This is a genomic window from Microbacterium sp. 1154 (assembly GCF_031455375.1).
Classification (GTDB): Bacteria; Actinomycetota; Actinomycetes; order Actinomycetales; family Microbacteriaceae; genus Microbacterium.
Genome location: NZ_JAVDSN010000002.1, coordinates 136,032 through 162,212, shown reverse-complemented (window position 1 = coordinate 162,212; position 26,181 = coordinate 136,032). Strand labels below are relative to the sequence as shown.

Annotated in this window: 26 protein-coding genes; 21 read left to right on the top strand and 5 right to left on the bottom strand. The window is 69.3% G+C overall.

The features are described from left to right. Window positions 1-116: 116 nt before the first annotated feature. From J2X55_RS09995 to J2X55_RS09950, 10 genes are all read left to right on the top strand, one after another. On the top strand, window positions 117-608 hold the full coding sequence (locus J2X55_RS09995) for an MFS transporter permease (RefSeq protein ID WP_309823183.1): 492 nt from the start codon (window positions 117-119) through the stop codon (window positions 606-608). A 186-nt stretch (window positions 609-794) separates the two neighbouring features. Further along, on the top strand, window positions 795-1,142 hold the full coding sequence (rplS, locus tag J2X55_RS09990) for a 50S ribosomal protein L19 (protein ID WP_094736597.1): 348 nt from the start codon (window positions 795-797) through the stop codon (window positions 1,140-1,142). Between the two features lie 145 nt (window positions 1,143-1,287). Next, window positions 1,288-2,037: a signal peptidase I gene (gene lepB / locus J2X55_RS09985; protein ID WP_309823182.1), complete on the top strand. Its 750-nt coding sequence runs from the start codon at window positions 1,288-1,290 to the stop codon at window positions 2,035-2,037. Then, window positions 2,034-2,687 (top strand): ribonuclease HII, encoded by a 654-nt coding sequence (locus tag J2X55_RS09980; protein ID WP_309823181.1) that lies wholly within the window; start codon window positions 2,034-2,036, stop codon window positions 2,685-2,687. Before lepB ends, J2X55_RS09980 begins: the two co-directional genes overlap by 4 nt. Window positions 2,688-2,771: 84 nt before the next feature. After that, a complete protein-coding gene (locus J2X55_RS09975; RefSeq protein ID WP_055836674.1) occupies window positions 2,772-3,095 on the top strand; it encodes a DUF2469 family protein in 324 nt (107 codons plus the stop codon). Window positions 3,096-3,187: 92 nt separating this feature from the next. Then, window positions 3,188-3,550 carry a YraN family protein gene (locus J2X55_RS09970; RefSeq protein WP_115917991.1) on the top strand — a complete coding sequence of 121 codons (363 nt, stop codon included), beginning with the start codon at window positions 3,188-3,190 and terminating at the stop codon, window positions 3,548-3,550. Continuing rightward, on the top strand, window positions 3,547-5,070 hold the full coding sequence (locus J2X55_RS09965; RefSeq protein ID WP_115917992.1) for a YifB family Mg chelatase-like AAA ATPase: 1,524 nt from the start codon (window positions 3,547-3,549) through the stop codon (window positions 5,068-5,070). The genes J2X55_RS09970 and J2X55_RS09965 overlap by 4 nt, the downstream gene beginning before the upstream one ends. Continuing rightward, window positions 5,067-6,221 (top strand): DNA-processing protein DprA, encoded by a 1,155-nt coding sequence (gene dprA, locus J2X55_RS09960; protein ID WP_309823178.1) that lies wholly within the window; start codon window positions 5,067-5,069, stop codon window positions 6,219-6,221. Before J2X55_RS09965 ends, dprA begins: the two co-directional genes overlap by 4 nt. Window positions 6,222-6,287: 66 nt before the next feature. Then, entirely contained in the window at window positions 6,288-7,289 is a 1,002-nt protein-coding gene (locus J2X55_RS09955; protein WP_309823176.1) for a tyrosine recombinase XerC, read from the top strand. Between the two features lie 110 nt (window positions 7,290-7,399). After that, window positions 7,400-8,017, top strand: coding sequence for a hypothetical protein (locus J2X55_RS09950; RefSeq protein WP_309823174.1), 618 nt, complete (start codon window positions 7,400-7,402; stop codon window positions 8,015-8,017). 7 nt (window positions 8,018-8,024) lie between these two features. On the opposite strand, the gene J2X55_RS09945 is transcribed toward J2X55_RS09950, so the two are convergent. Beyond that, the gene (locus tag J2X55_RS09945; RefSeq protein WP_309823172.1) at window positions 8,025-8,522 is read right to left on the bottom strand and encodes a M23 family metallopeptidase; all 498 of its coding nucleotides are present in this window, start codon (window positions 8,520-8,522) and stop codon (window positions 8,025-8,027) included. A gap of 315 nt (window positions 8,523-8,837) precedes the next feature. Between J2X55_RS09945 and rpsB the strand changes: the two genes are divergently transcribed. From rpsB to J2X55_RS09900, 9 genes are all read left to right on the top strand, one after another. Next, window positions 8,838-9,707, top strand: coding sequence for a 30S ribosomal protein S2 (rpsB, locus tag J2X55_RS09940; RefSeq protein ID WP_115917999.1), 870 nt, complete (start codon window positions 8,838-8,840; stop codon window positions 9,705-9,707). 153 nt (window positions 9,708-9,860) lie between these two features. Continuing rightward, the gene (gene tsf, locus J2X55_RS09935) at window positions 9,861-10,688 is read left to right on the top strand and encodes a translation elongation factor Ts (RefSeq protein WP_103208967.1); all 828 of its coding nucleotides are present in this window, start codon (window positions 9,861-9,863) and stop codon (window positions 10,686-10,688) included. Between the two features lie 144 nt (window positions 10,689-10,832). Beyond that, window positions 10,833-11,552: a UMP kinase gene (gene pyrH / locus J2X55_RS09930; protein WP_115918001.1), complete on the top strand. Its 720-nt coding sequence runs from the start codon at window positions 10,833-10,835 to the stop codon at window positions 11,550-11,552. A 75-nt stretch (window positions 11,553-11,627) separates the two neighbouring features. After that, entirely contained in the window at window positions 11,628-12,182 is a 555-nt protein-coding gene (gene frr / locus J2X55_RS09925; protein ID WP_056230923.1) for a ribosome recycling factor, read from the top strand. A 5-nt stretch (window positions 12,183-12,187) separates the two neighbouring features. Next, complete coding sequence (locus J2X55_RS09920; RefSeq protein WP_309823169.1) at window positions 12,188-13,240, top strand: phosphatidate cytidylyltransferase; 1,053 nt, start codon at window positions 12,188-12,190, stop codon at window positions 13,238-13,240. Then, complete coding sequence (locus J2X55_RS09915) at window positions 13,237-13,812, top strand: DivIVA domain-containing protein (RefSeq protein WP_309823167.1); 576 nt, start codon at window positions 13,237-13,239, stop codon at window positions 13,810-13,812. Before J2X55_RS09920 ends, J2X55_RS09915 begins: the two co-directional genes overlap by 4 nt. A gap of 49 nt (window positions 13,813-13,861) precedes the next feature. Then, a complete protein-coding gene (locus tag J2X55_RS09910; protein WP_309823165.1) occupies window positions 13,862-14,575 on the top strand; it encodes a transglycosylase SLT domain-containing protein in 714 nt (237 codons plus the stop codon). A 9-nt stretch (window positions 14,576-14,584) separates the two neighbouring features. Then, window positions 14,585-14,872: a hypothetical protein gene (locus tag J2X55_RS09905; RefSeq protein ID WP_115918004.1), complete on the top strand. Its 288-nt coding sequence runs from the start codon at window positions 14,585-14,587 to the stop codon at window positions 14,870-14,872. Continuing rightward, entirely contained in the window at window positions 14,872-15,594 is a 723-nt protein-coding gene (locus J2X55_RS09900) for an alpha/beta hydrolase (RefSeq protein ID WP_309823163.1), read from the top strand. Before J2X55_RS09905 ends, J2X55_RS09900 begins: the two co-directional genes overlap by 1 nt. 50 nt (window positions 15,595-15,644) lie before the next feature. Here the strand turns inward: J2X55_RS09900 and J2X55_RS09895 are convergent, their stop codons facing one another. Continuing rightward, on the bottom strand, window positions 15,645-16,721 hold the full coding sequence (locus J2X55_RS09895) for an AI-2E family transporter (RefSeq protein WP_103209927.1): 1,077 nt from the start codon (window positions 16,719-16,721) through the stop codon (window positions 15,645-15,647). A gap of 170 nt (window positions 16,722-16,891) precedes the next feature. On the opposite strand from J2X55_RS09895, the gene J2X55_RS09890 reads away from it, so the two are divergent. After that, entirely contained in the window at window positions 16,892-18,709 is a 1,818-nt protein-coding gene (locus J2X55_RS09890; RefSeq protein WP_115918006.1) for a glycosyl transferase, read from the top strand. Then, window positions 18,706-19,656, top strand: a complete 951-nt coding sequence (locus J2X55_RS09885; RefSeq protein WP_309823160.1) for a tetratricopeptide repeat protein — start codon at window positions 18,706-18,708, stop codon at window positions 19,654-19,656. The genes J2X55_RS09890 and J2X55_RS09885 overlap by 4 nt, the downstream gene beginning before the upstream one ends. Before the next feature lie 131 nt (window positions 19,657-19,787). On the opposite strand, the gene glgB is transcribed toward J2X55_RS09885, so the two are convergent. From glgB to glgX, 3 genes are all read right to left on the bottom strand, one after another. Then, complete coding sequence (gene glgB, locus J2X55_RS09880; RefSeq protein WP_115918008.1) at window positions 19,788-21,926, bottom strand: 1,4-alpha-glucan branching protein GlgB; 2,139 nt, start codon at window positions 21,924-21,926, stop codon at window positions 19,788-19,790. Further along, window positions 21,923-23,890, bottom strand: a complete 1,968-nt coding sequence (locus J2X55_RS09875; protein ID WP_309823564.1) for a maltotransferase domain-containing protein — start codon at window positions 23,888-23,890, stop codon at window positions 21,923-21,925. The genes glgB and J2X55_RS09875 overlap by 4 nt, the downstream gene beginning before the upstream one ends. 185 nt (window positions 23,891-24,075) lie before the next feature. Continuing rightward, window positions 24,076-26,154 (bottom strand): glycogen debranching protein GlgX, encoded by a 2,079-nt coding sequence (glgX, locus tag J2X55_RS09870; protein ID WP_309823157.1) that lies wholly within the window; start codon window positions 26,152-26,154, stop codon window positions 24,076-24,078. Window positions 26,155-26,181 lie beyond the last annotated feature (27 nt).

Genomic DNA, 26,181 nt, shown 5'->3' with positions numbered 1-26,181 from the left:
GTGGTTCCTCTCGCGTCGAACCTCCATTCTCCCCGATCTGCGGGGCGGGCGCCGGACCGGTCCGCGCCATAGCTTTCTCAGAGGCGAAGCACATGCTCGAGCCGTAGCATCGGCGCATGGCCCTGCGAAGACTGTTCCTCCACTGGCTGTTCCCGGCCGCCTTCGTTCTGCCGCTGTGGCTGTTCGTGGGGTGGATCGTGTTCTCGGGGGGCAGTGCCTGGGGCCTGCTGTGGCTCCTCGTGGCCGTCCCTGCCGTCTTCGTCTCGCAGCTCGTGCTGTCGTTGCTCATCCGCGCGCGGGGAAGTGTTCGAGAGACGCGCGCGGTGTCGTGGCGTGATCTCGCCGGCCTCGGCATCTGGCACGTGGTGATCGTCGCACTGGGTCTGTTCGACTCGCGCGTCTTCTTCCCCCTGCTCGTTCTGTCGATCGTCGGTGCGCTCGTGCTGTTCTGGTCGACCCTCGCGCAGCTCTGGAGCGAGGCGCGCGGCGCGATGACCGTGCTGCGCACGACCGACGGCACGGCCTACATACCGCCGGTGCGCGATCACGCGTCGCAGCCGGCGAATGCCGACGTCATCGTCGTGTCGGAGTCCCGCCGCCACGAGTGACGTCTGCCCGTCCCGGTCGTTCGACGGCACCGTTTTGGCTGGTCGGCTCGGGCGTGGCACAATGGTCGATTGTGTCCTGACCGGCTCTGCCTCAGGGGAGTCCGCCGCGTTCGCGGCTTCGGGCACGCCTCACCTTTTCCCTCTTATCGTGCGATCGACCTGTGGCGGTCGCAGGAAGTGATGATCATGCAGATCCTCGACTCCGTCGACGCGGCTTCGCTCCGCTCCGACATCCCCGTCTTCGCCCCCGGCGACACCGTCAAGGTGCACGTCAACATCACCGAAGGCAACCGCTCGCGTATCCAGGTGTTCCAGGGCGTCGTCATCGGCCGCTCGGGCGACGGCGTGCGCGAGACCTTCTGCGTCCGCAAGGTCAGCTTCCAGGTCGGCGTCGAGCGCACCTTCCCGGTTCACAGCCCCGTGATCGACCACATCGAGGTCGTCACGCGCGGTGACGTGCGTCGCGCCAAGCTGTACTACCTGCGCAGCCTCCGCGGCAAGAAGGCCAAGATCAAGGAGAAGCGCGACCGCTGAGTCCCGCTCTCTCGAACGCCCCGTGGGTCTCACCCGCGGGGCGTTCGGCGTTCTCACGGCGAGGCCGGTCACGGGGCGGCTCCGCGATGTGCGACCCTGGTTCCTGCGGTTCGGTCGGTGTGCGTCGAACCCGGTGAAGGAACACATGAGCGACCAGACCGCCTCGACCTCGGATGCCGTGGCATCCCGCTCCGCCGGACGGCGTCGACGCGGGTGGGGGGCGTTCTTCCGTGACCTCCTGGTGATCGTGCTGATCGCGCTCGTGGTGTCGTTCCTCGTCAAGACGTTCGTCGTCCGCTCGTTCTACATCCCGTCGGCGTCGATGGAGAACACGCTGATGATCAAGGACCGGATCCTCGTCGACGAGCTGACCCCGCGTTTCGGGCAGTACTCGAGGGGTGACGTCGTCGTGTTCCGCGACCCGGGCGGGTGGCTGCCCGCGAGTCCCACCGAGCAGCGGTCGCCGGTCGTCGAAGGCGCCGACTGGGTGCTGTCGCTCTTCGGGCTGTCGGCTCCCGACAGCGACGACCACCTCATCAAACGCGTCATCGGCACGGCGGGCGATCACGTCGTCTGCTGCAACGCTCTCGGGCAGACGACGGTCAACGGCGTTCCCCTCGACGAGAGCTACGTGCGCCTCGCCCCCGGCGCCACGGGGCCCGAGCCCGTCCCGTACGACATCACCGTGCCCGACGGTTCCCTGTGGGTGCTCGGCGACAACCGCAACAGCTCGCGCGACTCGCGCTTCAACCAGGATCAGCCCGGGCAGGGCTTCGTTCCGGTCGACAACGTCGTGGGCCGCGCGTTCCTCATCACCTGGCCGTTCACCCGTTTCGGCCTCATCGACTTCCATCACGAGGTGTTCGCGGGGGTTCCCGCGCCGGCGGCGAAGTGATCGAACCCACCCTCACCCTCGAGCGTCGCCTGCTGAAAGAGCACGCGATCGTCATCGCGTGCGACGAGGTCGGGCGCGGAGCCCTCGCGGGTCCCGTCGCGGTGGGCGCGGCGGTGATCGACCCCGCGCGCTCGCGCAAACGGGTGCCCCAGGGGCTGCGGGACTCCAAGTTGGTCCCCGAGGCGCGTCGACCCGAGGTCGCCGCGCGAGCGGCCGCCTTCGTGCAGCACAGCGCCGTGGGGTGGGCCAGCTCGGTCGAAGTCGACGAGATCGGCATCATCCGGGCGCTGGGCCTGGCCGCGGTCCGCGCCATCGCCGATCTGCGCGCTCACGGTGTCGTCCCCGAGGAGGCACTCGTGATCCTCGACGGCAACCACGACTACATCACCCCCGCGGGGGAGTCCGGGCTGACCGTGCGTCCGATCATCAAGGCCGACCGCGATTGCGCGAGTGCCGCCGCGGCATCCGTCATCGCCAAGGTGGCTCGAGACACCCTGATGACCGGCCTGCACGACGACCACCCGGCGTACGGGTGGTCGCGCAACAAGGGCTACGCGAGCCTCGACCACCGCGACGCGATCGCCGCGCACGGCATGAGCATGCACCACCGGCACTCCTGGTCGATCGCGGCCGCTCCGACGCTCTTCTGACCTGTACAGAGCTCCGGCCGGGACGCGCCCGAGTGCCGTCACCGTGCGGCCGGGGCGACAGCGCGCGCCTAAGATGGAACAACCATGGATGACGACGTCTTCGAGGACTACGACCGCGAACTCGAGCTGGCCCTGTACCGCGAGTACCGCGATGTCGTGCGCCAATTCACCTACGTGATCGAGACCGAGCGCCGGTTCTATCTCGCGAACGACGTCAACGTCGTCCGCCGCGACACAGAGCACGACTTCTACTTCGAGATCTCGATGACGGACGTGTGGGTGTGGGACATCTATCGCGCCGACCGCTTCGTCAAGTCGGTGCGCGTGCTCACCTTCAAGGACGTGAACGTCGAAGAGCTCTCGCGCCACGACTTCCAGCTGCCCGACGAACTCTCCCTCGATAACTGAGGCTCCTCCCCAACCGGTCCGTCCTCGCCGCCATCCCCGGATGACTGGGCCGGGCCTGCGGGTGACGTGAGCGGGATGCCACGCTTTCGGGCATGGCAGCGAAAGACGACTTCGGAAGAGCCGGTGAAGACCGCGCGGTCGCGTACCTGACGGATGACGGCTACCGCATCCTCACGCGCAATTGGCGCTGTGCCCAGGGCGAGATCGACATCGTCGCCGTGCGCGGTGACACCCTCGTCGTGGTCGAGGTCAAGACCCGGCGCAGCGAGGACTACGGCCACCCCTTCGAGGCGATCGATGCCCGCAAAGCCCAGCGGCTCTGGCGTCTGGCGATGGCGTGGCTCGCGGCCCACCCCGACGAAGCGCGGGGGCGATCACTTCGCGTCGATGCGATCGGCTTGATCGGATCCGATCCCGCGCACGCTCGCCTCGAGCACCTCGAGGACGCGCTGTGACCCTCGCGCGCACGTGGGCCGTCGCCCTGTCGGGCCTGCACGGCGACCTGGTGGAGGTCGAGGCCGATGTGTCTTCTCAGACGCCGGAGTTCTCGATCATCGGTCTCGCCGACAAGGCCCTGGGCGAGGCAGGGCGCCGCGTGCGGGGTGCCTGCACGAACCGCGGCCTCGATCTCCCGAAGCGGCGGATCACCGTCAACCTCTCCCCGGCGAGCCTGCCCAAGCGCGGCTCGGGTTTCGACGTGGCGATCGCGGTCGCCGCTCTCGCCACCTCGATTCGAATGGATGCCGCCCGCGTCGCGCAGACCGTTCACATCGGTGAGCTGGGACTCGATGGACGCCTGCGCCCCGTCCCCGGGGTGCTTCCGGCGGTGGTCGCGGCGCAGCGCGCGGGCCACCGGCGGGTGGTGGTCCCGGCGGCGAATGCCGCGGAGGCCGGGCTCATCGATGGGGTCGAGGTGTTCGCCGCTGTCTGCCTCGCCGAGGTGGTGCGCTGGCACGGCGGGACGAGTGATGCCGCCGACCTCGAGCCCGTCGCGGCGCCCTCCGTCGGCGCCGGTGAAGACGAGTCACTCGAACTCGCCGATGTGGTGGGGCAGGGCGACGCGGTCGACGCTCTGGTGGTCGCTGCAGCGGGTGGGCATCACGTGTTGATGAGCGGGCCCCCGGGGGCGGGGAAGACCATGCTGGCGCGTCGGCTACCCGGCATCCTGCCGCCTCTCGACGACGAGGCGGCCTTGTCGGTCGCATCGATCCGCTCGCTGTCGGGTGAGGCGGTGACGCGGCTGTCGAGGACTCCTCCGTTCGAGAGCCCGCATCACGGCGCAACCGCCGCGGCGTTGATCGGCGGAGGATCCGGAGTGGTCCGGCCCGGGGCCATCGCCCGTGCAAGCGAGGGAGTGCTCTTCCTGGACGAGGGCGGGGAGTTTCCGGCATCCGTTCTCGACGCTCTGCGGCAGCCGCTCGAGAACGGCATGATCCAAGTGCACCGTTCGGGGGTCTCGGCGACATACCCGGCGCGGTTCCAGCTCGTCGTGGCGACCAATCCCTGCCCCTGTGGTCAGTACGGGGTACCGGGCGGTTCGTGCGAGTGCGCTCCGCAGGCGATTCGTCGGTACACACGGCGGTTGTCCGGGCCCTTGCTCGACCGCATAGACATCGACCTGCGGCTCCAGCGTGTGTCGACGGCGCGTCACGAGGGCAGTGCACGATCGGTGTCGTCGGAGCGGGCTCGGGCGACCGTCGCCGAGGCGCGGGCCCGCGCTGCGCGAAGGTGGGCCGAGACGCCGTGGCGTCGAAACGCGGACGTGCCGGGAACCTGGCTGCGCGGGCCCGCGGCGCCGTCCCCCGAGGTCTTGCGGCCCCTCGACACCGCCCTGCGCCGTGGCGCCCTGACGTTGCGCGGATACGACCGGTTGCTGCGTGTCGCGTGGACGGTCGCCGACATCGCCGGTCATGACGAGTTGCGTTCGGATGACGTCGGTCGCGCGCTCTATCTGCGCCGGGGAGCCGGCTCGTGAGCGAGCTCGTCGTCGACTTCGAGGACTCTCGTCGGGCGCTCGCGGGGCTCAGGCCCACCGACGCGCGGGACGATGAGGCGTATGCCCGAGCCGTATGGAGTGTTCTCGCCGAGCCGGGCGACGGGGCAGCGGGTGAGCTCATCGCCGCGCACGGGGCGGCCGGAGCCCTTCGCGTCGCCGTCTCGGCGCCTGGCGAAGCGTTGCGGCCCGCGAGGGCGCGTTGGCTACCGCGGCTGCAGCTCGAGGCGATCGACGCCGTTCTCGAGGCCGCGCGTCGCTCGGGGGCCTCTCTCGTCGTGCCGGGCGATGACCGGTGGCCGACCCGCCTGAACGACCTCGGGTTCCACGCACCCTCGGCCCTGTGGCTCCGCGGTAAGGACACCATGCTCGATCGCCCCGCGGTGGCGCTGGTGGGGGCGCGCGCGTCTACGGCCTACGGCGAGGGCGTGGCGGCGGATCTGGCCGCGGACCTGTCGGCATCCGGGGTCGTGGTCGTCTCGGGCGCCGCGTACGGCATCGACGGGTCGGCTCATCGGGCGGCGTTGTCGACGGGCGGTGCGACGGTCGCCTTCCTCGCCGGGGGTGTGGACCGCGCGTACCCGCGCGGGCACGAGGGCCTGCTGGCGAGGATCGCGAGCACCGGCGCGGTGTGGAGCGAGACCCCGTGCGGCGCGGCGCCGACGAAGTGGAGGTTTCTCGCGCGTAACCGTCTCATCGCGGCGATGGCTGACGCGGTCGTGGTCGTCGAAGCCGGGTGGCGGAGCGGGTCGCTCAACACCGCCGCTCACGCGGCGAGCCTCGGACGAGCGCTCGGTGCGGTTCCCGGCCCGGTGGCGAGCGCCGCATCGGCCGGCTGCCACCGCATCCTCCGCGAGTACGACGGGGTGTGCGTGACATCCGCGGCGGACGTCCTCGAAATGCTCGGTGCACGCGGACAGGATCCGCAGAGCACGGCGGAGCGGACGGACGACACGACGAGGGTCTTCGACGCCCTGTCCCCGCGATCGGCTCGTTCGACGTCCGAGATCGCACGTCGCAGCGGCCTCTCCCCGGAAGAGGCGGGCGTGCTCCTCGGATTCGCCGAACTCGAAGGCAAGGTCCGGCGCGACGATGACGGCCGGTGGACGACGTCGCGCCCGGGCGCCGAGTGATGCGCAGAGTGCGGACGGTCGCGCGTCCTCCCGCCCTCGCTGCCGTGCGGCGGGCACTCTGGAGCAATGAACCTGACGGAAGCCGTGGAGGGGTACCTCGTCAACCTGGCCGACGTGCGTCGGCTGTCCGCCGCGACGGTACGGGCCTATCGGTCCGATCTCGCCGACCTCGTCTCGGCTCTGGGCGATCGCCCCCTCGCGGACGTCGACGTCGAACACCTGCGCGAGTGGCAGTGGCAGGCGGCGAAATCGGGTCAGTCGAAGGCGACCGCGGCGCGTCGAGCATCGACGGTGCGAGGACTCTTCGCCTGGGCGGTCGAGGAAGAGATCGTCGGCACCGACCCCTCGCGTCGGCTCGTGTCGCCGAAACGCGGTCGAACTCTCCCCGCCGTCGCGACGGCCGATGCCTTGGAGCAGGTACTCGCCACCGCCGCCGAACACGCCACCAGCGGGGATCCCGTCGCTCTACGCGATCACGCCCTGCTCGAGATCCTGTACGGCTCCGGGGCGCGCGTGTCCGAAGTGTGCGGCCTGGACCTCGACGACGTGGACCACGAGCGACGGACCCTCCTGCTTCGGGGAAAGGGGGACAAGGACCGGGTCGTCCCGTTCGGTCTCCCCGCCGCCCGGGCGCTGGAGGCGTACCTCGTGCGGGCGCGGCCGGTGCTGCGAGCCCGCGCGCTCGAGGCCTCCCCGTCGACGGCGCAAGTGCGGGACGAGAGCCTTCCGACGCACGGGCGCGGAGGACGCGGGACACGACGCACAGCGAACGCGGAGGACGGCGCCTCCGCTCGGGCCGTCTTCCTCGGCGCGAGAGGAGCTCGACTCGGACCGCGGGCCGTTCACGCGCTCGTCACGAGAACGGTCGCTCCCCACATCGGCACGGAGGTGCTCGGCCCGCACGCTCTCCGGCATTCCGCCGCGACGCACCTGCTCGACGGGGGAGCGGACCTGCGCGCCGTTCAGGAGATCCTCGGTCACGCGAGCCTGGGAACGACTCAGATCTACACGCACGTCTCGGCGGAACGCTTGCGCGAGGCCTACCGTCTCGCCCACCCCAGAGCCTGACCGGCGCATCTCGCGTGTCCTCCGCACCCCGCGCGCACGGGCAGCAGCCCCGCACCCGGGGTGGCGATCGATGGCGTGCGAACCCGTCCTCCACGCCCTAGCGTGGAGCCGTGAACCTCCACCGCACGGTATCCGCCGCGATCGGCGTCATCGTCCTGGCCGGTGCGCTCAGCGCCTGCAGCCTGACACCCGAGCCCGTCGAGACCCGGCTCCCTCCCGGTCTCGCCGCCGCGAGCCCCACGCCGTCGGTGGCGGTTCCCTCCCCATCGGTCGTGACGGTCTCGCCCGCGCCCGTGCAGACGGCCGCGCCCAGCACGCCTCCTTCGGACGCGTCGGGGGATGCCGTGTCCTGCGGTGGCGGGGGTACCCAAACGGTGTCCGGAGCCGAGCAGATCGTCCGGGTGGTCGGCACCTGCGCGCAACTCACCGTCTCGGGCTCCGCCCTCACGGTCGATGCCTCGGCGGCATCCATCGGCACTCTCCGTATCTCCGGAGACCGCGCCCGGGTGGATGCCTCGGCGATCGACACGCTCGTCCTCCAGGGCAACGACGGTTCGGTCCGATCGGCGGGCGCGATCGGCAGCATCGATGTGAGCGGCGACCGCTCGACGATCGACGCGGGGGGCGCGGTGGCGTCCGTCACCGTACGCGGTCAGGACAACATCATCCGCGCTGCGGGCGGCGTCGGCGCTCAGACGGTCGAGGGCCGCGGTAACCAGATCGGCTGATCTCGAGTCAGCAGCAGGGCAAGAGGACGGCCCGTGGCACCCCGCCCAGCAATCGCAGCGGATTGACGTACTCACCGTGCAGTCGGACGCCGAAGTGGACGGTCCCGGACACGGTATGACCTGCCGCGGAGACCCGGCCCACCGGAGCGGCGCGCGCGAGCAGGTCGCCCACCTCGACGTCGCTGACGACGGACTCGAGCGTCGTCACGAGCCCACCGCCGTGGTCGATCGTGACGATGTCGCGACCGGCCACCCTTCCGACGAAAGCCACCCGTCCGTCCGCGGGGGAGCGCACCGCGTCTGCCCGCAGATCGACGCCGCGGTGCCCCGGGCCGTAGGCGTGAGCGGGCGCGATGAACGGTCGGGTCACCTCGACCGGCGTCGTCGGCCACACCCACCCGAGACCGGCGAGCCGATCCTCGGTCGCCGCCACCGCACGCGGTGACGCGAGCACTACCGACAACAGGACGAGGACACTCAGAGAGCGGAGGGATGCCGTGACCATCGGGGCAGTCTGGCGCGCTTCGCCTCATGCGCGGCGACGTCGACGCGGAGCCGGGGACAGTCCGCTCCCCGCACGCGGCTGGGGAGGAGCTGTCCTGTATGCTGGACCCTGCATCTCGTACATCGGGATGACTCCGCGTGCCCACAGCGCACCGCGTCGCCCCTCGGGGCAGCGCACCGCGCGGCATCCACACCCCCTGGTCCTTCGCTTCGGCGAGTGGCGGGTGTGCGCCGGGCACCAGGCTCGTCAGACGGACCGTCTGGCGCGAACAACCCCAACCACGGCGCGAAAGCGCTCAGAAACAGGAGTACGACCATGGCCGTCGTCACCATCCGCCAGCTGCTCGACAGCGGCGTTCACTTCGGACACCAGACCCGCCGGTGGAACCCGAAGGTGAAGCGCTTCATCCTCACCGAGCGCTCGGGCATCCACATCATCGACCTGCAGCAGTCGCTCGGGTACATCGACAAGGCGTACGAGTTCGTCAAGGAGACCGTCGCGCACGGCGGCACCATCCTCTTCGTCGGTACCAAGAAGCAGGCGCAGGAAGTCCTCGCCGAGCAGGCGACCCGCGTGGGCCAGCCCTACGTCAACCAGCGCTGGCTCGGTGGCCTCCTCACCAACTTCCAGACGGTGTCGAAGCGCCTCGCCCGCATGAAGGAGCTCGAGGAGCTCGACTACGAGAACCCCGCCGAGAGCGGCTTCACCAAGAAGGAGCTCCTGCTCAAGAAGCGCGAGCTCGACAAGCTGCACAAGTCGCTCGGTGGTATCCGCAACCTGCAGAAGACCCCCTCGGCCATCTGGGTCGTCGACGCCAAGCGCGAGCACCTCGCGGTCGACGAGGCCAAGAAGCTCGGCATCCCCGTGATCGGCATCCTCGACACCAACGCCGACCCCGACGAGTTCCAGTACCCGATCCCCGGCAACGACGACGCGATCCGCTCGGTGAGCCTGCTCACGCGCATCATCGCCGATGCCGCCGCCGAGGGTCTGATCCAGCGTCACCAGCCCGCCGGTGAAGAAGAGGCCGCCGAGCCCCTCGCCGAGTGGGAGCGCGAGCTCCTCGAGACCCCGGCCGAGTCGACCGAGGCTCCGGCCGCCGAGTCGACCGAGGCTCCCGCGGCCGAGGCGACCGACGCCGCCGAGACCGAGGCTGCCGACGCCGAGGCCACCGACAGCAAGTAAGCCGCGAGGCATTCCGTTCGCCTCCGTGTGAACGGCGCGCCACCCGCACAGGCTACGATCCGGCGGGGTCGTGACAGCTCCCTCTTCGCAGGGCAGCGACACGGCCCCGCCGGGCTCACATCTAGAACGCAAACGACAAGGAGACGCCACACCATGGCAAACTTCACGATCGCCGACATCAAGGCGCTGCGCGAGCAGCTCGGCACGGGCATGGTCGACACCAAGAAGGCGCTCGAAGAGGCTGACGGCGACGTCGAGAAGGCCGTCGAGATTCTGCGCCTCAAGGGTGCCAAGGGCAACGCCAAGCGTGCCGACCGTTCGACCAGCGAGGGCCTCGTCGCCGCTCGCGAGAACGACGGTTCCGTGACGCTGCTCGAGCTCGCCTGCGAGACCGACTTCGTCGCCAAGAACGAGCGCTTCATCGCACTGGCCGACAAGGTCGTCGACGCGGCTGCCGCTGCCGGCGCCGACTCGGTCGAGGCCGCCCTCGCCGCCGACGCCGACGGCAAGACCGTCGAGCAGCTCATCTCGGACGAGGCCGCGATCATCGGCGAGAAGGTCGAGCTCCGCCGCGTGCGCACCATCTCGGGCGACAAGTTCGAGGTCTACCTGCACAAGACCAGCAAGGACCTGCCCCCGCAGGTCGGCGTCGTCCTCGCCTACTCGGGCGACGACGCGGAGACCGCTCGCTCGATCGCGCAGCACATCTCGTTCGCGAACCCCTCGTACCTGACCCGCGACGCCGTGCCCGAGGCGGACGTCGAGAAGGAGCGCGAGATCGTCACCGAGATCTCGCGCAACGAGGGCAAGCCCGAGGCCGCCCTGCCGAAGATCGTCGAGGGACGCGTGAACGCGTTCTTCAAGCAGGTCTCGCTGCTCGACCAGGACTACGCGAAGGACAACAAGCTGTCCGTCGCCAAGGTCGCGTCCGACGCCGGTCTCACGCTGACCGACTTCGCCCGCTTCAAGGTCGGCGCGTAACCCTTCGACAGGCTCAGGGCCCGTCATGAGGCCCGGGATGCCACGGCATCCCGGGCCTTTTCCCTGCCCGCGCCACATGTCGCTTTCCGCGTATCGGTCGCGGGTGCGGGCAGCTAGTTTGTTCAAGACGAGAGGACATCACACGTGATCGATGAAGCCACCAAGCGCCGCCGAGTTCTGCTGAAGCTGTCGGGGGAGGCGTTCGGCGGCGGCCAACTGGGCGTCAATCCCGATGTCGTGGGGCAGATCGCCCGCGAGATCGCCGAGGCGGTCGACCGCGTCGACGTCGCCATCGTCGTCGGGGGCGGCAACTTCTTCCGTGGGGCCGAGCTGAGCCAGCGCGGCATGGACCGCGGTCGCGCCGATTACATGGGCATGCTCGGCACGGTGATGAACTCCCTCGCGTTGCAGGACTTCCTCGAGCAGGCCGGCGCCGCGACGCGCGTGCAGTCGGCCATCTCGATGACCCAGGTCGCCGAGCCCTACATCCCGCGCCGGGCGGTGCGCCACCTCGAGAAGGGCCGCGTCGTCATCTTCGGGGCGGGCGCGGGCCTTCCGTACTTCTCGACCGATACCGTCGCCGCGCAGCGCGCTCTGGAGATCGGCGCGAGCGAGGTCCTCGTCGCCAAGAACGGCGTGGACGGCGTCTACACCGCCGACCCCAACCAGGATCCGACGGCGACCAAGCTCGACCACGTCACCTACGGTGACGCCCTGCAGAAGGGACTCAAGGTCGTGGACTCCACGGCTTTCAGCCTGTGCATGGACAACGGTATGGACATGCGCGTCTTCGGGATGGAGCCGGCCGGAAACGTCACCCGGGCCCTGCTCGGCGAGACGATCGGCACCCTGGTCACAGCGTGACGCGCCGCGCGGGCCCGGGGAGCCGGGCCCGCGCGCGACTAGACTGAACTGTCAGTCCCAACGAATGGAGTCACCGTGATTTCCGATGTCCTCGCCGATGCCGGAGCGCGCATGGATCGCGCCGTGGAGGCCGCCAAGGAAGACTTCGCGACGGTCCGTACCGGGCGCGCGAACCCCCAGATGTTCCAGAAGGTGCTGGTCGACTACTACGGTTCGCCCACCCCGCTCGCTCAGCTCGCCTCGCTCAACAACCCCGAGGCCCGCACGCTGGTCATCAACCCCTACGACAAGTCGGCGCTGAAGGCGATCGAGCAGGCGATCCGCGACATGCCGAACCTCGGCGTCAACCCGACGAACGACGGCAACATCGTCCGCGTCACCATGCCCGAGCTCACCCAGGACCGCCGCAAGGAGTACGTCAAGATCGTCCGCGGCAAGGGCGAAGACGCCAAGGTGCAGGTGCGCAACCTGCGCCGCAAGGCCAAAGACGACCTCGACGCGTTGAAGAGCGACGTCGGCGAAGACGAGCTGGTCCGCGCCGAGAAGGAGCTCGACACCGTGACGCGCACGCACGTCGACCTGATCGACGAGGCGCTCAAGCGCAAAGAGGCCGAGCTTCTCGAGGTCTGATCCCGATGCCCGACGCCCCTGAGATCGGCGAGAGCGAGCCGGTCGATCCGCCCGGCTCGCCACGCCGGCCCGAACCGGCACGCCGCTCGCCCAACACGGGCGAGGGTGTGACCGCGATCGAGTCGCAGTTGCGAGCGATGAGGTCGGATGCCGAGCAGCACATCGCTCACGCGCGTGCGGAGTTCGATCAGGCGAACGAGCGGCTCAAGCAGCGCACGGGTCGCGATCTCATCGTCGCGACACTGATCGGCGTGGGCATCGGTGCGATCGTCGTCGCCTCGCTCATCTTCATCAAGTGGTTGTTCGTGCTGTTCGCGGCCGCCGCGATGGTGCTCGGCGTCCTCGAATTCTCGCGCGCTCTGCAGGTGTCGGGTCGTCGGGTCGACATCGTGCCGCAGCTCGTCATGGGTTTCCTCCTGCTGCTCAGCGGCTTCTTCCTCGGGCCGTGGGTGCACTGGATCGCGACCCTCGTCGCCATCGTCGTGGTGATCGTGTGGCGGCTCACGGCGCAGATGTTCGCGTCCGACGGGCGCGCCCACATCGAGGTCATCGGCGACGTGCTGGTCGCCGGTTTCGTGCAGCTGTACGTGCCGTTCCTCACGAGCGTCGCGATGATCCTCCTCGCGCAGCCTCGCGGCGAGTGGTGGGTGCTCGCCTTCCTCATCCTTGCGGTGGCCGCCGACACCGGTGCCTACGTCTCGGGGTTGACGTTCGGTCGCGGCGGGCGGCATCCGATGGCCCCGCGCATCAGCCCCAAGAAGACGTGGGAGGGCTTTGCCGGCGCGTGCGTCGCGGCTCTCGTCGCCGGCGCCCTGCTGGCCGCCTTCATGCTGCAGGTGCCGTGGTGGGCCGGTCTCATCTTCGGGGCGGTGGTCCTCGCGACGGCCACCGTCGGCGACCTCGGTGAGTCGATGCTCAAGCGCGATCTCGGGATCAAAGACATGAGTTCGTGGCTTCCCGGTCATGGGGGAGTCCTCGACCGACTCGATTCGATCCTTCCGTCGGCGACCGCCGCCCTCGTGATGTTCTACCTGCTCGCCCCGTTGGGAGTGTCATGACCGAGACGCCGATCCACGACACCGTCGCCGCGACACCTTTCCCCACGACCTCGGGTCGTCAAAAGGGGTATGAGAAGCGGGCCGTCGACGTCTTCCTGGCCCGCGCCCGCGAGGCTTTCGAGGCCGACGACCTCGGTGCCCTCCGCTCCTCCGAGGTGCGCGCGGCCGCCTTCCCGCTGGTGAAGGGCGGCTACCGGATCGACGCGGTCGACGCGGCTCTGGGTCGCGTCGAAGACGCCTTCGCGGCGCGGGAGCGCGAGTACGCCCTGTCTCGTCTCGGCGCACGTGCCTGGGTCGCCGAGACGCGCGATACGGCGCAGGTGGTGCTCGACCGCCTCCGGCGACCGCGGGGGGCGCGGTTCGATCGTGTCGGCTTCCTGCGCTACGGGTATCGCGTGGACGAGGTCGACGTCGTGGCCGACCGCGTCGCCCGCTACCTCGCCGCGGGCGACCCGGTCACGCCCGAGCAGGTCCGCTCCGTCGCCTTCCGGGTGCAGCGGGGTGGCTATCGCGAGACGCAGGTCGACGCGGTGCTCGATGCGGTCGTCGAAGTGATGCTCGCCGTCGGATGATGCCCACGCGTGGCATCCTCGCTCGGGCCTCGGTAGAATCGGGCGCACTGTGACTTCTGGTTCGGAACTTTCGCGTGCATCCGCCTCCCGTCTCGCCCGCGGGGGCGCGTCGGTCGATGTGATCCCGCCGACGCTTCCTCATCGATCCGGTCCCCGCTGGTCGCGTCGCCGCGGGGTGGTGGGCGTCTTCGGCGCCGCCGCCGCGGTGCTGTTCGCGGGGGCGTACGTGGGCCCGATGGGTGCCTCCCTGCTCCCCGCACAGGCCGAAGAGCCGCACACCGTCACGCTCTACGCCGAGGGACTCGACGACACGCAGGCCGTCTCTACGTCGGGCGAGAAGCAGGCCCCGCAGCTCGATCGCGCGAGCTACAACGTCTACGTCAAGCCCAAGCCGACCCCCACACCCACACCGACCCCGTCACGCTCGAAGGATTCCGGTTCCGGGTCGTCGTCCGGGGGATCCGGCCCGGTGCTGTACTCGGGCGGCGGTGCTCCCGCCGAGTGGATGGCCGCTGCCGGCATCTCCGAGGCCGACATGGGGTACGTCGACTACATCGTCAGCCGCGAGAGCGGTTGGAACCCGAACGCGACCAACCGTTCCTCGGGTGCGTGCGGTCTCGTCCAGGCTCTTCCCTGCAGCAAGGTGCCCGGCAACGGGTACGACCCCGTCGACAATCTCCGCTGGGGCACTGGCTACGCCACCGGTCGGTACGGCGGGTGGGCCGGCGCCTACGCCTTCTGGACAGCCAACCACTGGTGGTGAGCGGCATCCATGCCCCGCTCCCGTAAGAGACGCCCCGATTCATCGCGCAGCGACGAGTCTTTCGACCGTCTGCTCGCGGGCTGGAAGCGCACCGAGGTCAAGCGCGGTGGCGAATGGACGGTTCAGCCCCTCTCGGCTCCCCAGGCGGTTAAGGACTATCTCTGCCCGGGCTGCGGCCGCACGGTCGAGGCCGGGACCGCCCACCTGGTGGTGTGGCGCGCAGACGGTGTTCTCGGAGACGCCGCCGATCTCGCTGCTCGCCGTCATTGGCACACGCACTGTTGGAGGATCGCCTGATGGAGATTCGCGGACCCGTCCTGCTCCCCGCCCGCCGGGAGGACATCGAACTGCGCACGGTCGACGAGCTGACACTCGTGGGGGAGCTCGCTTCCCCCGCGCACCGTCCGGCGGTGGCGACGCTCATCACCCTGCACCCCCTGCCCACCGCGGGCGGCTTCATGGACTCGCACATCCTGCGCAAGGCCGCCGGTCGTCTTCCGGCACTGGCCGACCTGGCGGTGCTGCGGTTCAACACGCGCGGCACCACGTCTCCGCGAGGCACGAGCGAGGGCTCCTTCGACGGGGGAGCGAACGAGTGCTTCGATGTGGCCGCGGCCGTCGACTTCGTGCGTGAGCGCGGGCTCCCGCGTCCGTGGCTGGTGGGGTGGTCGTTCGGCACCGAGCTGGCGCTCAAGTACGGGCGCGACCACGACATCGAGGGCGTGATCCTGCTCTCGCCCCCGCTGCACCGCGCCACGGCCGATGAGGTCGCCGCCTGGGCGGGCGATGCGCGCCGGATGGTCGTTCTGGTGCCGGAGTTCGACGATTACCTCCGTCCCGACGAGGCCCGAGAGCGTTTCGCCTCGGTCCCGGATGCCACTCTCATCGCTGTCGAGGGCGGCAAGCACCTGTGGGTCGGCGAGACGCAGACGCGCCGGGTGCTGACCGAGATCGTCGCCGCGGTGAATCCCGACGCGCTACCGCTGCCCGTGGAGTGGGACGGCGAGATCGCCGGATGAGGTGGGCGGGACCAGCAAGGCGCAGGTCGCGACGGTTGCGGCGCTGAGACTCAGCGCTCGTTCTGCCGCGGGATGATGACCTCGCGGTAGATGATCAGGATGCTCGCCGCCACCGGGATCGCGATGAGCGCGCCGAGCAGGTTCAGCAGTGCCCCGCCGGCCAATGCCGAGATGACGACGACCGAGCCCGGCACCGACACCGCGCGGTTCATGATGCGCGGCGAGATCACGTAGGCCTCGACCTGCATGTAGACGAGGTAGTAGATCGCCGCGGCCAGGATCGCCCACGTCGGCGTCCCGAGGCCCGGGATGAGGCACGTGAGCACGATGATCGTCGAGCCGGTGAGCGTGCCCACCAGCGGGATCAACGAGAAGAAGAACGCGATCACCGCGAGCACGGCGGGGAAGGGCGCGTTGATGATCGACAGGAAGATCGCGCTCAGCACGCCGTTGATGACACCGAGGCTGACCTGCCCCATGACGTAGTAGCCGACGGAGTCGGTGATCTTCTCCGCGAGCTCGATGAAGCGGGCGCGCTTGGATGCCGGCACGAGTTGGTAGACGGCCGACTTCAGCGAGGGGGTGGATGCCGTGAAGTAGATCGTGAGGATCAGCACGATGAACGCACCGCCGAGACCGGCCGCGACGGCGCCGCCGATCGTGAGCAGGCTGTTGCCGATCATGGTCGAGATGCTGCCGACGTCGAGCGTCGAGAACCAGTGCTGGATACCCGCCCAGACCTCGTCGATCTTGAGCCAGGGGAGCGTCTGCGAGACCCAGGTCTGCACGTCGGTGACGATCTCGTTCCACCGGCCGGGCTGCAGCAGCTGCTCGATCTGCGTCACGAGCTGGGCGATCTGACTGACGATGATGGGCACGACCATGAAGATGATGCCGGCGAAGACGCCGAGCACCGCCAGGATCGTCACGAGTACGGCCGCCCACCGCGGGAGGCCGCGCCGCTCGAGGAACGAGACGACCGGGTCCAGGCCGAGAGAGAGGAACAACGCGGTTCCGACGTACAGCAGGATCGTCGACAGGTTCTGCACGCTGCCGATGAGCAGAAGGCCGACCCCGACGCCGAGTGTGGCGAGCAGGGCGACCCGGAAGGGGTTGTGGATCTTCATGCCGAACGACTCCCGCATCAGCCGGGCAGATGCGCCCGTGTCGTCAGGATACTGAGCCGACGACCCGTCCGAGCGCGCGACGGGCCTTGCCGAGAACTTTCAGCCACCCTCGGATAGTCTGAAATGTCGATTCGGTGGCGCCCGAGCCACCGGTGGGGATGGTGTGAAGCGTGAGATTCGTCTGGGCCGTGGTGGCATTCGTCATCGCTGCGGCCATGATCGGTGCCGGTATCGCTCAACGGACCGTGTTCCACGGACCCTCTGAGACCTCCGCGAATGTCCAGACCGAGGGGTCGACGGCGTTCACGTTGATCGACGGCGCTGTGCTCAACAGCGTGCCGGGTGCCCAGACGCTGAACATCCAGGGCGATGGCGCGGTGTTCGCGTCGTACGGTCGTACGGCCGACGTCAAGGCGTGGCTCGCCGACGTCCCGTACACCTCGGTCACCCTCGACGGCGAGGGGACCGTCCAGACCTCCGAGGTCGAGCCGACGGTGACACCCGCCTCCGGGGCCGGGGCCGCGGCCACCGGCCGCTCTCCCGTGGACTCGGACCTCTGGCTCGACGAGTTCGAGCAGACGGGGTCGTTGTCGACCACGCTCCAGCTCCCCAGCGACATGAGCATCCTCGTCGCCTCCGACGGCACCGCTCCCGCCCCCGCGAACATCAGCCTCACCTGGCCGATCGACGACTCCACGCCCTGGGCCGGGCCCCTGATCGTCGGCGGCGGGATCGTCCTCCTGATCGGACTGGTCCTCTACCTGCTCGGCATCCGTCACGTCCGGCGTCAGCGTCGCCCGCGCCGCAAGGGCCTGCCCCTGCCCGTGACCGAGCCCATCTCGACCATCGACGCGGATGCGGAGAGCAAGGGCGTCGTGACCCAGAGCCCCGGTCGCCGGGGTGCATCGCGGGTGCGCGGTGCTCTGGGTGGTCGTCGAGCGCTGGTTGCTGTTCCGGCCCTCGGCGTTTCGGTGGCCCTGCTCGCGGGGTGCTCCGCCGATGCGTGGCCGCAGCTGGCCGCGTCGGAGTCGCCGAGCCCCACCCCCACCGTGATCGTCCCCGAGGGACAGTTCCCGCCCGCGGTGACCGAGGCGCAGGCGCAGCGCATCGTCTCGAAGGTCTCGTCGACGGTCGCTCAGGCGGATGCCTCGCTCGACGCCAACGCCGTCGCGGCGCGACTCTCGGGGCCCGCCCTCGCCGAACGCCAGACCAACTACAAGCTGCGTGCCGCGATCGCCGATCGCCCGGCCCTTCCCGCGATCCCCGCGGAGCCCGTGCAGATCGTCCTCCCGCAGACCACGGGAACCTGGCCCCGCACCCTCATGACCGTCGTGGAGTCGGCGGATGCCGCGACCCCCACGACGACAATCATGATGATGACCCAGCAGACGCCGTGGGAGGAGTACAAGGCCTCCTACGTGGGCAACCTCGAGGCCTCGACGAACCTGCCGGAACTCGCCGCCCCGTACGTCGGCGCGACGCAGGTTCCGCCGGATTCCTCGTTCCTGGTCATGGCACCCGAGAAGGTCGCCGCGGCCTACGCCGACGTCATCAACAACGGGCAGAACAGCGCCTCGTTCGCGAAGTTCGATACGGCCAACGATCTGCTGCTGTCCGCGATCCAGGACAACAAGACCAAGCGCACCGACGAACTGAACCAGACCGGCGCGGGAACGGCCGAGATCAGCTTCTCTGCCTCGGCGGGAGCCGCGACGCCGATCGCCCTCGCCACACTCGACACGGGCGCCATCGTCGCCGTCAACGTGTACGAGAGCGACACGGCCAAGCCGACCAACAAAGACGCGGTGATCAAGCTGGACAACAACCCCGCGGTCAAGGCCCTCACCGGTGTCGACCAGTCCGCGACAGGCTTCACCACGACCTACTCCGACCAGGTCTTCTTCTACGTGCCCAGCCAGGGCTCGGACGACCAGATCCGCCTGCTCGGTTACCGATCCAGCCTCCTCGAAGCGAAGGTGTCCCCGTGAGCACTCCCGCCCCCGGTTCCGTGATGCGCGGTGCCGTCGACCTCTCGTCGCTGCGCAACCGTCCCCAACCGCCCGCCGCTCCTGCAGCCGGCGCTCCCGCAGCTCCCGCACGCCCGGCCGGCGCTCTGCCGCTGGTCTTCGACGTGACGGACGACACGTTCGGCGAGGTGCTCGAGCTCTCGCGCACCGTTCCGGTCGTCATCGATCTCTGGGCCGAGTGGTGCGGGCCGTGCAAGCAGCTCAGCCCCATCCTCGAGAAGGTCGTCACGGAGCTGGCGGGCCGCCTCGTGCTCGCGAAGGTCGATGTCGATGCCAACCCGCAGCTCGCGCAGGGCTTCCGGGCGCAGTCGATCCCGATGGTGCTCGCCCTCGTCGCCGGACAGCCGGTTCCCCTGTTCACGGGCGCCGTGCCCGAGCAGCAGGTGCGCGACGTCTTCGCTCAGTTGCTGCAGCTCGCCGCTCAGCACGGTGTGACCGGAACGGTGCCGGTCGACGGCGCCCTCGCCTCCGACGCTCCGGCGGCAGAGCCCGAGCTGCCCCCGCTGCACGCCGAGGCCTTCGCCGCGATCGAAGAGGGCGACTACACCCGGGCGATCAGCGCCTACGAGCAGGCTCTCGCCGAGAATCCCCGTGACGCCGACGCACGGGCGGGCCTCGGGCAGGTCCGCCTGCTGGATCGTGTCCAGGGAGTCGATCTGCAGGATGCCCGTGCCGCCGCGGCGGCGGACCCGACCGGTGTCGAGGCGCAATTCGTGGTCGCGGACCTCGATGTCGCCGGCGGCCACGTCGACGACGCCTTCGGTCGACTGCTGGATCTCTTCGCGGCTCTGCCGACGGAGGATCGTGCTCCCGTCCGCGAGCGTCTGCTCGACCTGTTCGGGCTCGTCGGCGACGACGACGCTCGCGTCATCCGGGCGCGCTCACGGCTGGCGTCGCTGCTCTTCTGACATCTCGATGACGAACGGCCCCGTGCCCCCTAGGGAAGCCGGGGCCGTTCGTCGTCTCGGGTGCGTTCGAAAAAGCCCGGGTGCCGGACCGAAGCTCTCGGCCGGACACCCGGGCTTTCGAAGCGTTGCGCTCAGCTCCCGGCGCGGTGGTGGAGCCAGAGCACGCCGAGGGGCGGGAGGGTGAGCGTGGCGCTTCCACGACCGTCGGTGTGCACGGCGCCGAAATTGCCCTGACCGGAGCCCCCGAAGGCCTCGGCGTCGCTGTTCAGGATCTCGGTCCACGTACCCGACTCGGGAAGATCGAGCGGGTAGTCGGTCAGCGGCGTGCCGGAGAAGTTGCAGACAACCGCGATGGTGTTGCCGTGGTGGTCCCGACGGGCGAACGCCAGCACGTTCGAATTCCACGCGGGAGCACCGAGACGCGAGAACGCCGCGGCGTCATGATCGCGCGCCCACAGGGCCGCCTGATCCTTGTAGACGCGGTTCAGCTCGGCGACGAAGGAGTGCAGCTGTTTGTGGGAGGGCTGGTCGAGCATCCACCAATCGATGCTGCGCGCCTCCGACCATTCCGACATCTGGCCGAACTCCTGGCCCATGAACAGCAGCTGCTTGCCCGGGTGGCCCCACATGTATGCCAGGAATGCGCGCATGTTGGCGAGCTTCTGCCAGTGGTCACCCGGCATGCGTCCGAACAGGCTCCCCTTGCCGTGCACGACCTCGTCGTGGCTGATCGGCAGGACGAAGTTCTCGCTGAACGAGTACACGAACGAGAACGACAGTTCGCCCTCGTGGTGCGAGCGGTACATGGGGTCGCGCCCGATGTACTGCAGCGAGTCGTTCATCCAGCCCATGTTCCACTTGAACCCGAAGCCGAGGCCCGCGTGCGAGGTGGGGGCGGTGACACCCGGGAAGCTGGTCGACTCCTCGGCGATCAGGGCGATGCCCGGGTAGCGCTTGTAGGACGTCGCGTTGACCTCCTGAAGGAATCGGACGGCCTCCAGGTTCTCGCGGCCACCGAACTGGTTGGGCGCCCACTCCCCGTCGTTGCGGGAGTAGTCGAGGTACAGCATCGAGGCAACGGCATCCACTCGCAGGCCATCGACGTGGAACTCCTCGAACCAGTACAGCGCGTTCGCGACGAGGAAGTTGCGCACCTCGTTGCGGCCGTAGTCGAAGATGAGCGTTCCCCAGTCCTTGTGCTCGCCTCGGCGCGGATCGGGGTGCTCGTACAGGGCCTCGCCGTCGAAGCGCGCGAGAGCGAAGTCGTCTTTCGGGAAGTGCCCGGGGACCCAGTCCATGATCACGCCGATACCGGCCTGGTGAAGGCGGTCGATCAGGTAGCGCAGGTCGTCGGGCGAACCGAAACGGCTGGTGGGGGCGTAGTAGCCCGACACCTGGTAGCCCCACGAGCCGCCGAAGGGGTGCTCGGCGAGGGGAAGGAACTCGACATGCGTGAAGCCCTGGGCCCCGACGTAATCGATGATCTCGTCCGCCGCCTCGCGGTACGACAGGCCCTGCTTCCACGATCCGAGGTGCAGCTCGTAGATCGACATCGGCCGGTCGATGGGCGCGGTGCGCGAACGCTCCTCGATCCACTCGTCGTCGGCCCAGGCATATTCCGAATCGGTGACGACGGATGCCGTGGCGGGAGGAACCTCGGCGAGGCGCGCCATCGGGTCGGCCTTCTCGATCCACTGCCCCGCGCGGGTGAGGATCTCGAACTTGTAGCGGGTGCCGGCGCCAATCCCGGGGACGAAGATCTCCCAGACCCCACTGCCCCCCATCGAGCGCATGGCGTGGCCGGCACCGTCCCAGCCGTTGAAGTCGCCGATCACGCGCAGGGCGCGGGCGTCGGGGGCCCAGACGGTGAACGCCGTGCCGACCGAACCGTCGAGCTCGCGCACGTGTGCGCCCAGGACGCGCCAGAGCTCTTCGTGGCGACCCTCGGTGATCAGGTGCAGGTCGAGCTCGCCGAGGGAGGGCGCGTGACGGTAACCGTCGTCGGACACGTGCTCGGAACCGTCGTACGACGCGCGCACGGTGTAAGCGCCGGGGTAGGCCTCGACGGGTGCTTCCCAGATGCCTTCGCGCACGTGTTCGAACGGCACCGACGTGCCGTCGGCGAGCGAGGCGACCACCTCGCGGGCCAAGGGGCGACGCGTGCGGATGACCCACCCCGCGCCGGTCTCGTGCACGCCCAGCACGCTATGCGGGTCGTGGTGGGCGCCGTGAGCGACGGCATCCAGGATCTCGGGGGGAAGGGAGGTCATCGGTTCTCCTTGACGTGGAGGATGTGCACCGGCTCGACGAAGGCGTCGAGGCGCACGAAGTTGTGGTCGGCCCAGGTCCAGACCTGGCCCGTGACGAGGTCTTCAACCTCGTACGAAGCGCCGGGTTCGACGCCGAAGACGCTCGTATCGAGATGCACCGTGGTCTCGCGAGCGGAGTGCGGATCGACGTTGGCGACGACGATGATCGTGTCGCTCTCACCGGTGGGGGAGAGCTCGGCGGCCAGGTGCTTGGAGTAGACGAGGATCGAGTCGTCGTCGCTCCAGTGGATGTCGAGGTTGCGCAGTTGACGCAGCGCCGGGTGCGAACGGCGCGCCCCATTGAGCATCCGGAGGTACGGGGCGAGCGAGTCGCCCGCAGCCTCGGCGCCGGACCAGTCGCGGAACTTGTACTCGAACTTCTCGTTGTCGATGTTCTCTTCCGCGCCCGGCCGTGCGACGTTCTCGAAGAGCTCGTAGCCGGCGTACACCCCGTAGGTGGGCGCGGCGGTGGCGGCGATCGCGGCGCGGATCTTGTACGCCGGTCGCCCGCCGAACTGCAGGTATTCGGTGAGGATGTCGGGGGTGTTCACGAACAGGTTCGGTCGCAGGAAGTCGGAGGTCTCATGGGCGAGACCGCCGAGGAACTCCTCGAGCTCTTCCTTCGTGTTGCGCCACGTGAAGTACGTGTAGCTCTGCTGGAACCCGGCCATCGCGAGACCCTGCAAGGGGGCGGGGCGTGTGAACGCCTCCGCGAGGAAGACCGCGCCCGGCTCCTCGGCACTGATGGTGGCGATGAGCCACTCCCAGAACTGCAGGGGCTTGGTGTGGGGGTTGTCCACGCGGAAGATCGTGACGCCCTGGGCGATCCAGTGCCGCACGATGCGCAGGACCTCGGCGCGGATACCTTCGGGGTCGTTGTCGAAGTTGATCGGGTAGATGTCCTGGTACTTCTTCGGCGGGTTCTCGGCGAACGCGATCGAGCCGTCGGGGAGCGTCGTGAACCACTCGGGATGTTCGCTGACCCAGGGGTGGTCGGGCGAGGCCTGAAGCGCCAGGTCGAGCGCGACCTCGATGTCGTTCCGGCGAGCGGTCTGCACGAAGGCGCGGAAGTCCTCGAGGGTGCCGAGGTCGGGGTGAACGGTGTCGTGACCGCCCGCTGCGGCGCCGATCGCCCACGGTGAGCCGGGGTCGCCCGGCTCGGTGACGAGGGTGTTGTTCGGGCCCTTACGGTTCGTCTCACCGATCGGGTGGATCGGCGGGAGGTAGAGCACATCGAAACCCATGTCGGCGACCGCCGGAAGACGCTCGGCGGCCGTGCGGAAGGTTCCGCTGATCACGGAGCCGTCCTCACCGCGGCGTGCGCCCTCGGACCGAGGGAAGAACTCGTACCAGGCGCCCACGCCGGCGCGCTCGCGTTCGACGAGCAGCTCGGCATCGCGCCCGACCGAGACCAGGCCCATCATCGGGCGGGCGTCGAACAGCGCGGCGATCTCGGGGTCGCGGACGATCTGGAGGGCGGTGTCGTCGTGGACGTCGGGGTCGCGGAGGGCGCGAGCCGCCTCGTACAGGCGGTCCTTGTCGGTGCCGGGGCGCTTCTTCTCGCCGCGGGCGCGGTCGAAGAGCTGAGCACCCATCTCTCGCATGAGCGCGACGTCGACGCCGGCGGCGATCTTGAGTTCGGCGGCGTGCTCCCAGGTGGCGAAGTCGTCGGCGAACGATTCGAAGCGGAAACGCCAGACGCCCTGTTCGAGCGGTGCCACCAGCGTCGACCACCGGTCGAAGCCGTCGTTCAGCGGGCTGAGGCGGTGCAGCGACTCGTCGCCCGACGGCGAGAAGAGGCGCACCTGCACGCCGATGCGGTCGTGGCCCTCGCGGAACGCGGTGACGGTGAACGGCACGGCTTCGCCGACGTAGGCCGACGGGCGGAACCGGCCGCCCGGCACGCTCGGGTGCGGCAGTGCCATGGGGATGCGCGGAGTGACCACGCTGCGTGAGGTGGGCGTCGGCTTGACCGGACGCACGGGGATCGAGGCGGCGCTGCGCCAGGGCAGCTCGGGCGAGGGGATCGTCGTGGTGGCCACGATCCGAACCTATCGCGGGCCACCGACCTTGCCGTACGGTTTCGCTCGGCCTTGACAGCGGGCCCTGATCAGTCGACGCGGAACAGACGCATCGAGGCACCGGCGACCGGGACAACGTCTCCGGCGGTGAACCGCTCGACCTCTTCGGAGGGCCTCTCGTCGGCGCTCGACCACAGCGAGACGTAGGCAGCTCCTTCGAGATCGGGCAGGACGATCTCGGTGGCCGTCTCGGTGCCGTGCACGACGAGGAGCACGCGATTCGCCTCTTCGTCCTCGGGCGTCGAGGTCGCCAAGTACTGCAGCGTGCGGTGGGCGGGATCGTTCCAGCGGTCGCTGGACATCGTCTCGCCGCGCTCGTCGAACCACTGCATCACGGACGCGGAGGGGATGACCTCGCCCAGACGCGCGAATCGTCGGGGACGGAGCGCGGGATTCTCCCGGCGGAGCTGCGTGAGTCGCTGCGTGTGGGCGAAGAGATCGCGCTGCCAGTCCGCGAGGTCCCACGAGAGCCAGGTCAGAGCGGAGTCGTGGCAGTAGGCGTTGTTGTTGCCGCGTTGGGTGCGGCCCATCTCGTCGCCCGCCGTGATCATGGGCACGCCGGCCGAGAGCAGCAGGGTGCCCATGAGGTTGCGGATGGCCTTACGTCGTGTCGCGAGCACGCGCTCGTCGTCGGTGCGTCCCTCGGCGCCGTGGTTGAACGAGCGGTTCGTGTCGGCGCCGTCGCGGTTCTGCTCGCCATTGCCGAGGTTGTGCTTGACGTCGTACGAGACCAGGTCGCGCAGCGTGAAACCGTCGTGCGCGGTGACGAAGTTGACGCTCGCGAGAGGGCCGCGCTCTTCGCTGAAGGTGTTTGACGAACCCGCGAGGCGCGTGGCGAAGCCGCCGACCCCGACCGGCGCGGTGTCGGCCCGACGCGCGTAGTCGATGTCGCTCAACCAGAAGTTGCGGACGCGATCGCGGTACCGGTCGTTCCATTCCAGCCACCCGTCACCGAAGTTGCCGGTCTGCCACCCGCCCATCCCGACGTCCCACGGCTCGGCGATGAGTTTGGTACCCGACAGTCGCTCGTCGTCGCGGATCGCCCGCAGCAACGGGTGGTCGGGCGTGAACGAGTGGTTCTCGTCGCGGCCGAGCGTGACCGCCAGGTCGAAGCGGAAGCCGTCGATCTGCACCTCGTCGCTCCAGTACCGCAACGAATCGAGCACCAGTCGGGCAGCGGCATCCGTCGAGGTGTTCACCGCGTTGCCGCAGCCGGTCTCGTCGATGTACGCGCCCTCGGCGGTCTGGCGGTAGTACGCCCTGTTGTCGATGCCGCGCAGGCTCGTGCGCGGACCGCCGATGCCCTCTTCGGCGGTGTGGTTGTAGACGACGTCGAGGAGCACCTCGAGGCCCGCCTCGTGGAGCAGCTTCACCATGCCCTTGAACTCGCGCAGCACCGCCTCGGGGCCCTCGGTGCGGCTCGCAGCGGTCGCGTAGGGCGCGTGCGGGGTGAAGAAGTTCAGCGAATTGTAGCCCCAGTAGTTCGACAGGCCCAGCTGCAGCAGACGCGGCTCGGTGGCGAAGGCGTGCACCGGCAGCAGCTCGACGCTGGTCACCCCGAGCGAGAGCAGATGGTCGATCATCGCGGGGTGAGCCAAGCCGGCGTAGGTGCCGTGCAGGGCGGGCGGAATGAACGGATGCCGCTTGGTCAGCCCTTTCACGTGGCCCTCGTAGATGACCGTGCGGTCCAGGGGCACACGGGGTTTCGTCGAGCTGCCCCAGTCGAAGGAGCCGTCCATCACGACCGAGCGCCAGTCGCCGTAGCTGCCCGACACGAGTCCGCGCGAGTAGGGCTCCACGAGGAGCGACTGGGGGTTGAAGGTGTGCCCGGGCCCGTGCGGGCCGCCGACGCGTATCGCGTACCGGGCGCCTGGGCGGAGCAGGGGGGTGGTCGCCTCGAAGACACCCCCTCCGACGGGAGCCATGGTGATGGTCTCGGTCGCCCAGTCGAGGTCGACATCGTCGAAGACGAGCAGCTGCATCGCGTCGGCGGATCCCGACCACACGCGCAGGGTGCCGCCGTCGGGTCCGAGGCGCACACCCAGGGCGTCGAGCGACGAGCTGAGCAGGGCGGGGCGGGCGGACGGGACAGCCTCGGGTCGGGACATGCGTCTTAGGCTAGTGAATGGCGCTGG

Coding starts and splice junctions, on each gene's coding strand:
- J2X55_RS09920 (WP_309823169.1), top strand. CDS start 12,188: ATGCCCGACGCCCCTGAGATCGGCGAGAGCGAGCCGGTCGATCCGCCC.
- J2X55_RS09900 (WP_309823163.1), top strand. CDS start 14,872: ATGGAGATTCGCGGACCCGTCCTGCTCCCCGCCCGCCGGGAGGACATC.
- rpsB (WP_115917999.1), top strand. CDS start 8,838: ATGGCCGTCGTCACCATCCGCCAGCTGCTCGACAGCGGCGTTCACTTC.
- J2X55_RS09995 (WP_309823183.1), top strand. CDS start 117: ATGGCCCTGCGAAGACTGTTCCTCCACTGGCTGTTCCCGGCCGCCTTC.
- J2X55_RS09975 (WP_055836674.1), top strand. CDS start 2,772: ATGGATGACGACGTCTTCGAGGACTACGACCGCGAACTCGAGCTGGCC.
- J2X55_RS09970 (WP_115917991.1), top strand. CDS start 3,188: ATGGCAGCGAAAGACGACTTCGGAAGAGCCGGTGAAGACCGCGCGGTC.
- J2X55_RS09955 (WP_309823176.1), top strand. CDS start 6,288: ATGAACCTGACGGAAGCCGTGGAGGGGTACCTCGTCAACCTGGCCGAC.
- J2X55_RS09915 (WP_309823167.1), top strand. CDS start 13,237: ATGACCGAGACGCCGATCCACGACACCGTCGCCGCGACACCTTTCCCC.
- J2X55_RS09875 (WP_309823564.1), bottom strand. CDS start 23,890: ATGGCACTGCCGCACCCGAGCGTGCCGGGCGGCCGGTTCCGCCCGTCG.
- J2X55_RS09905 (WP_115918004.1), top strand. CDS start 14,585: ATGCCCCGCTCCCGTAAGAGACGCCCCGATTCATCGCGCAGCGACGAG.
- tsf (WP_103208967.1), top strand. CDS start 9,861: ATGGCAAACTTCACGATCGCCGACATCAAGGCGCTGCGCGAGCAGCTC.
- J2X55_RS09895 (WP_103209927.1), bottom strand. CDS start 16,721: ATGAAGATCCACAACCCCTTCCGGGTCGCCCTGCTCGCCACACTCGGC.
- J2X55_RS09945 (WP_309823172.1), bottom strand. CDS start 8,522: ATGGTCACGGCATCCCTCCGCTCTCTGAGTGTCCTCGTCCTGTTGTCG.
- rplS (WP_094736597.1), top strand. CDS start 795: ATGCAGATCCTCGACTCCGTCGACGCGGCTTCGCTCCGCTCCGACATC.
- glgX (WP_309823157.1), bottom strand. CDS start 26,154: ATGTCCCGACCCGAGGCTGTCCCGTCCGCCCGCCCCGCCCTGCTCAGC.
- glgB (WP_115918008.1), bottom strand. CDS start 21,926: ATGACCTCCCTTCCCCCCGAGATCCTGGATGCCGTCGCTCACGGCGCC.
- lepB (WP_309823182.1), top strand. CDS start 1,288: ATGAGCGACCAGACCGCCTCGACCTCGGATGCCGTGGCATCCCGCTCC.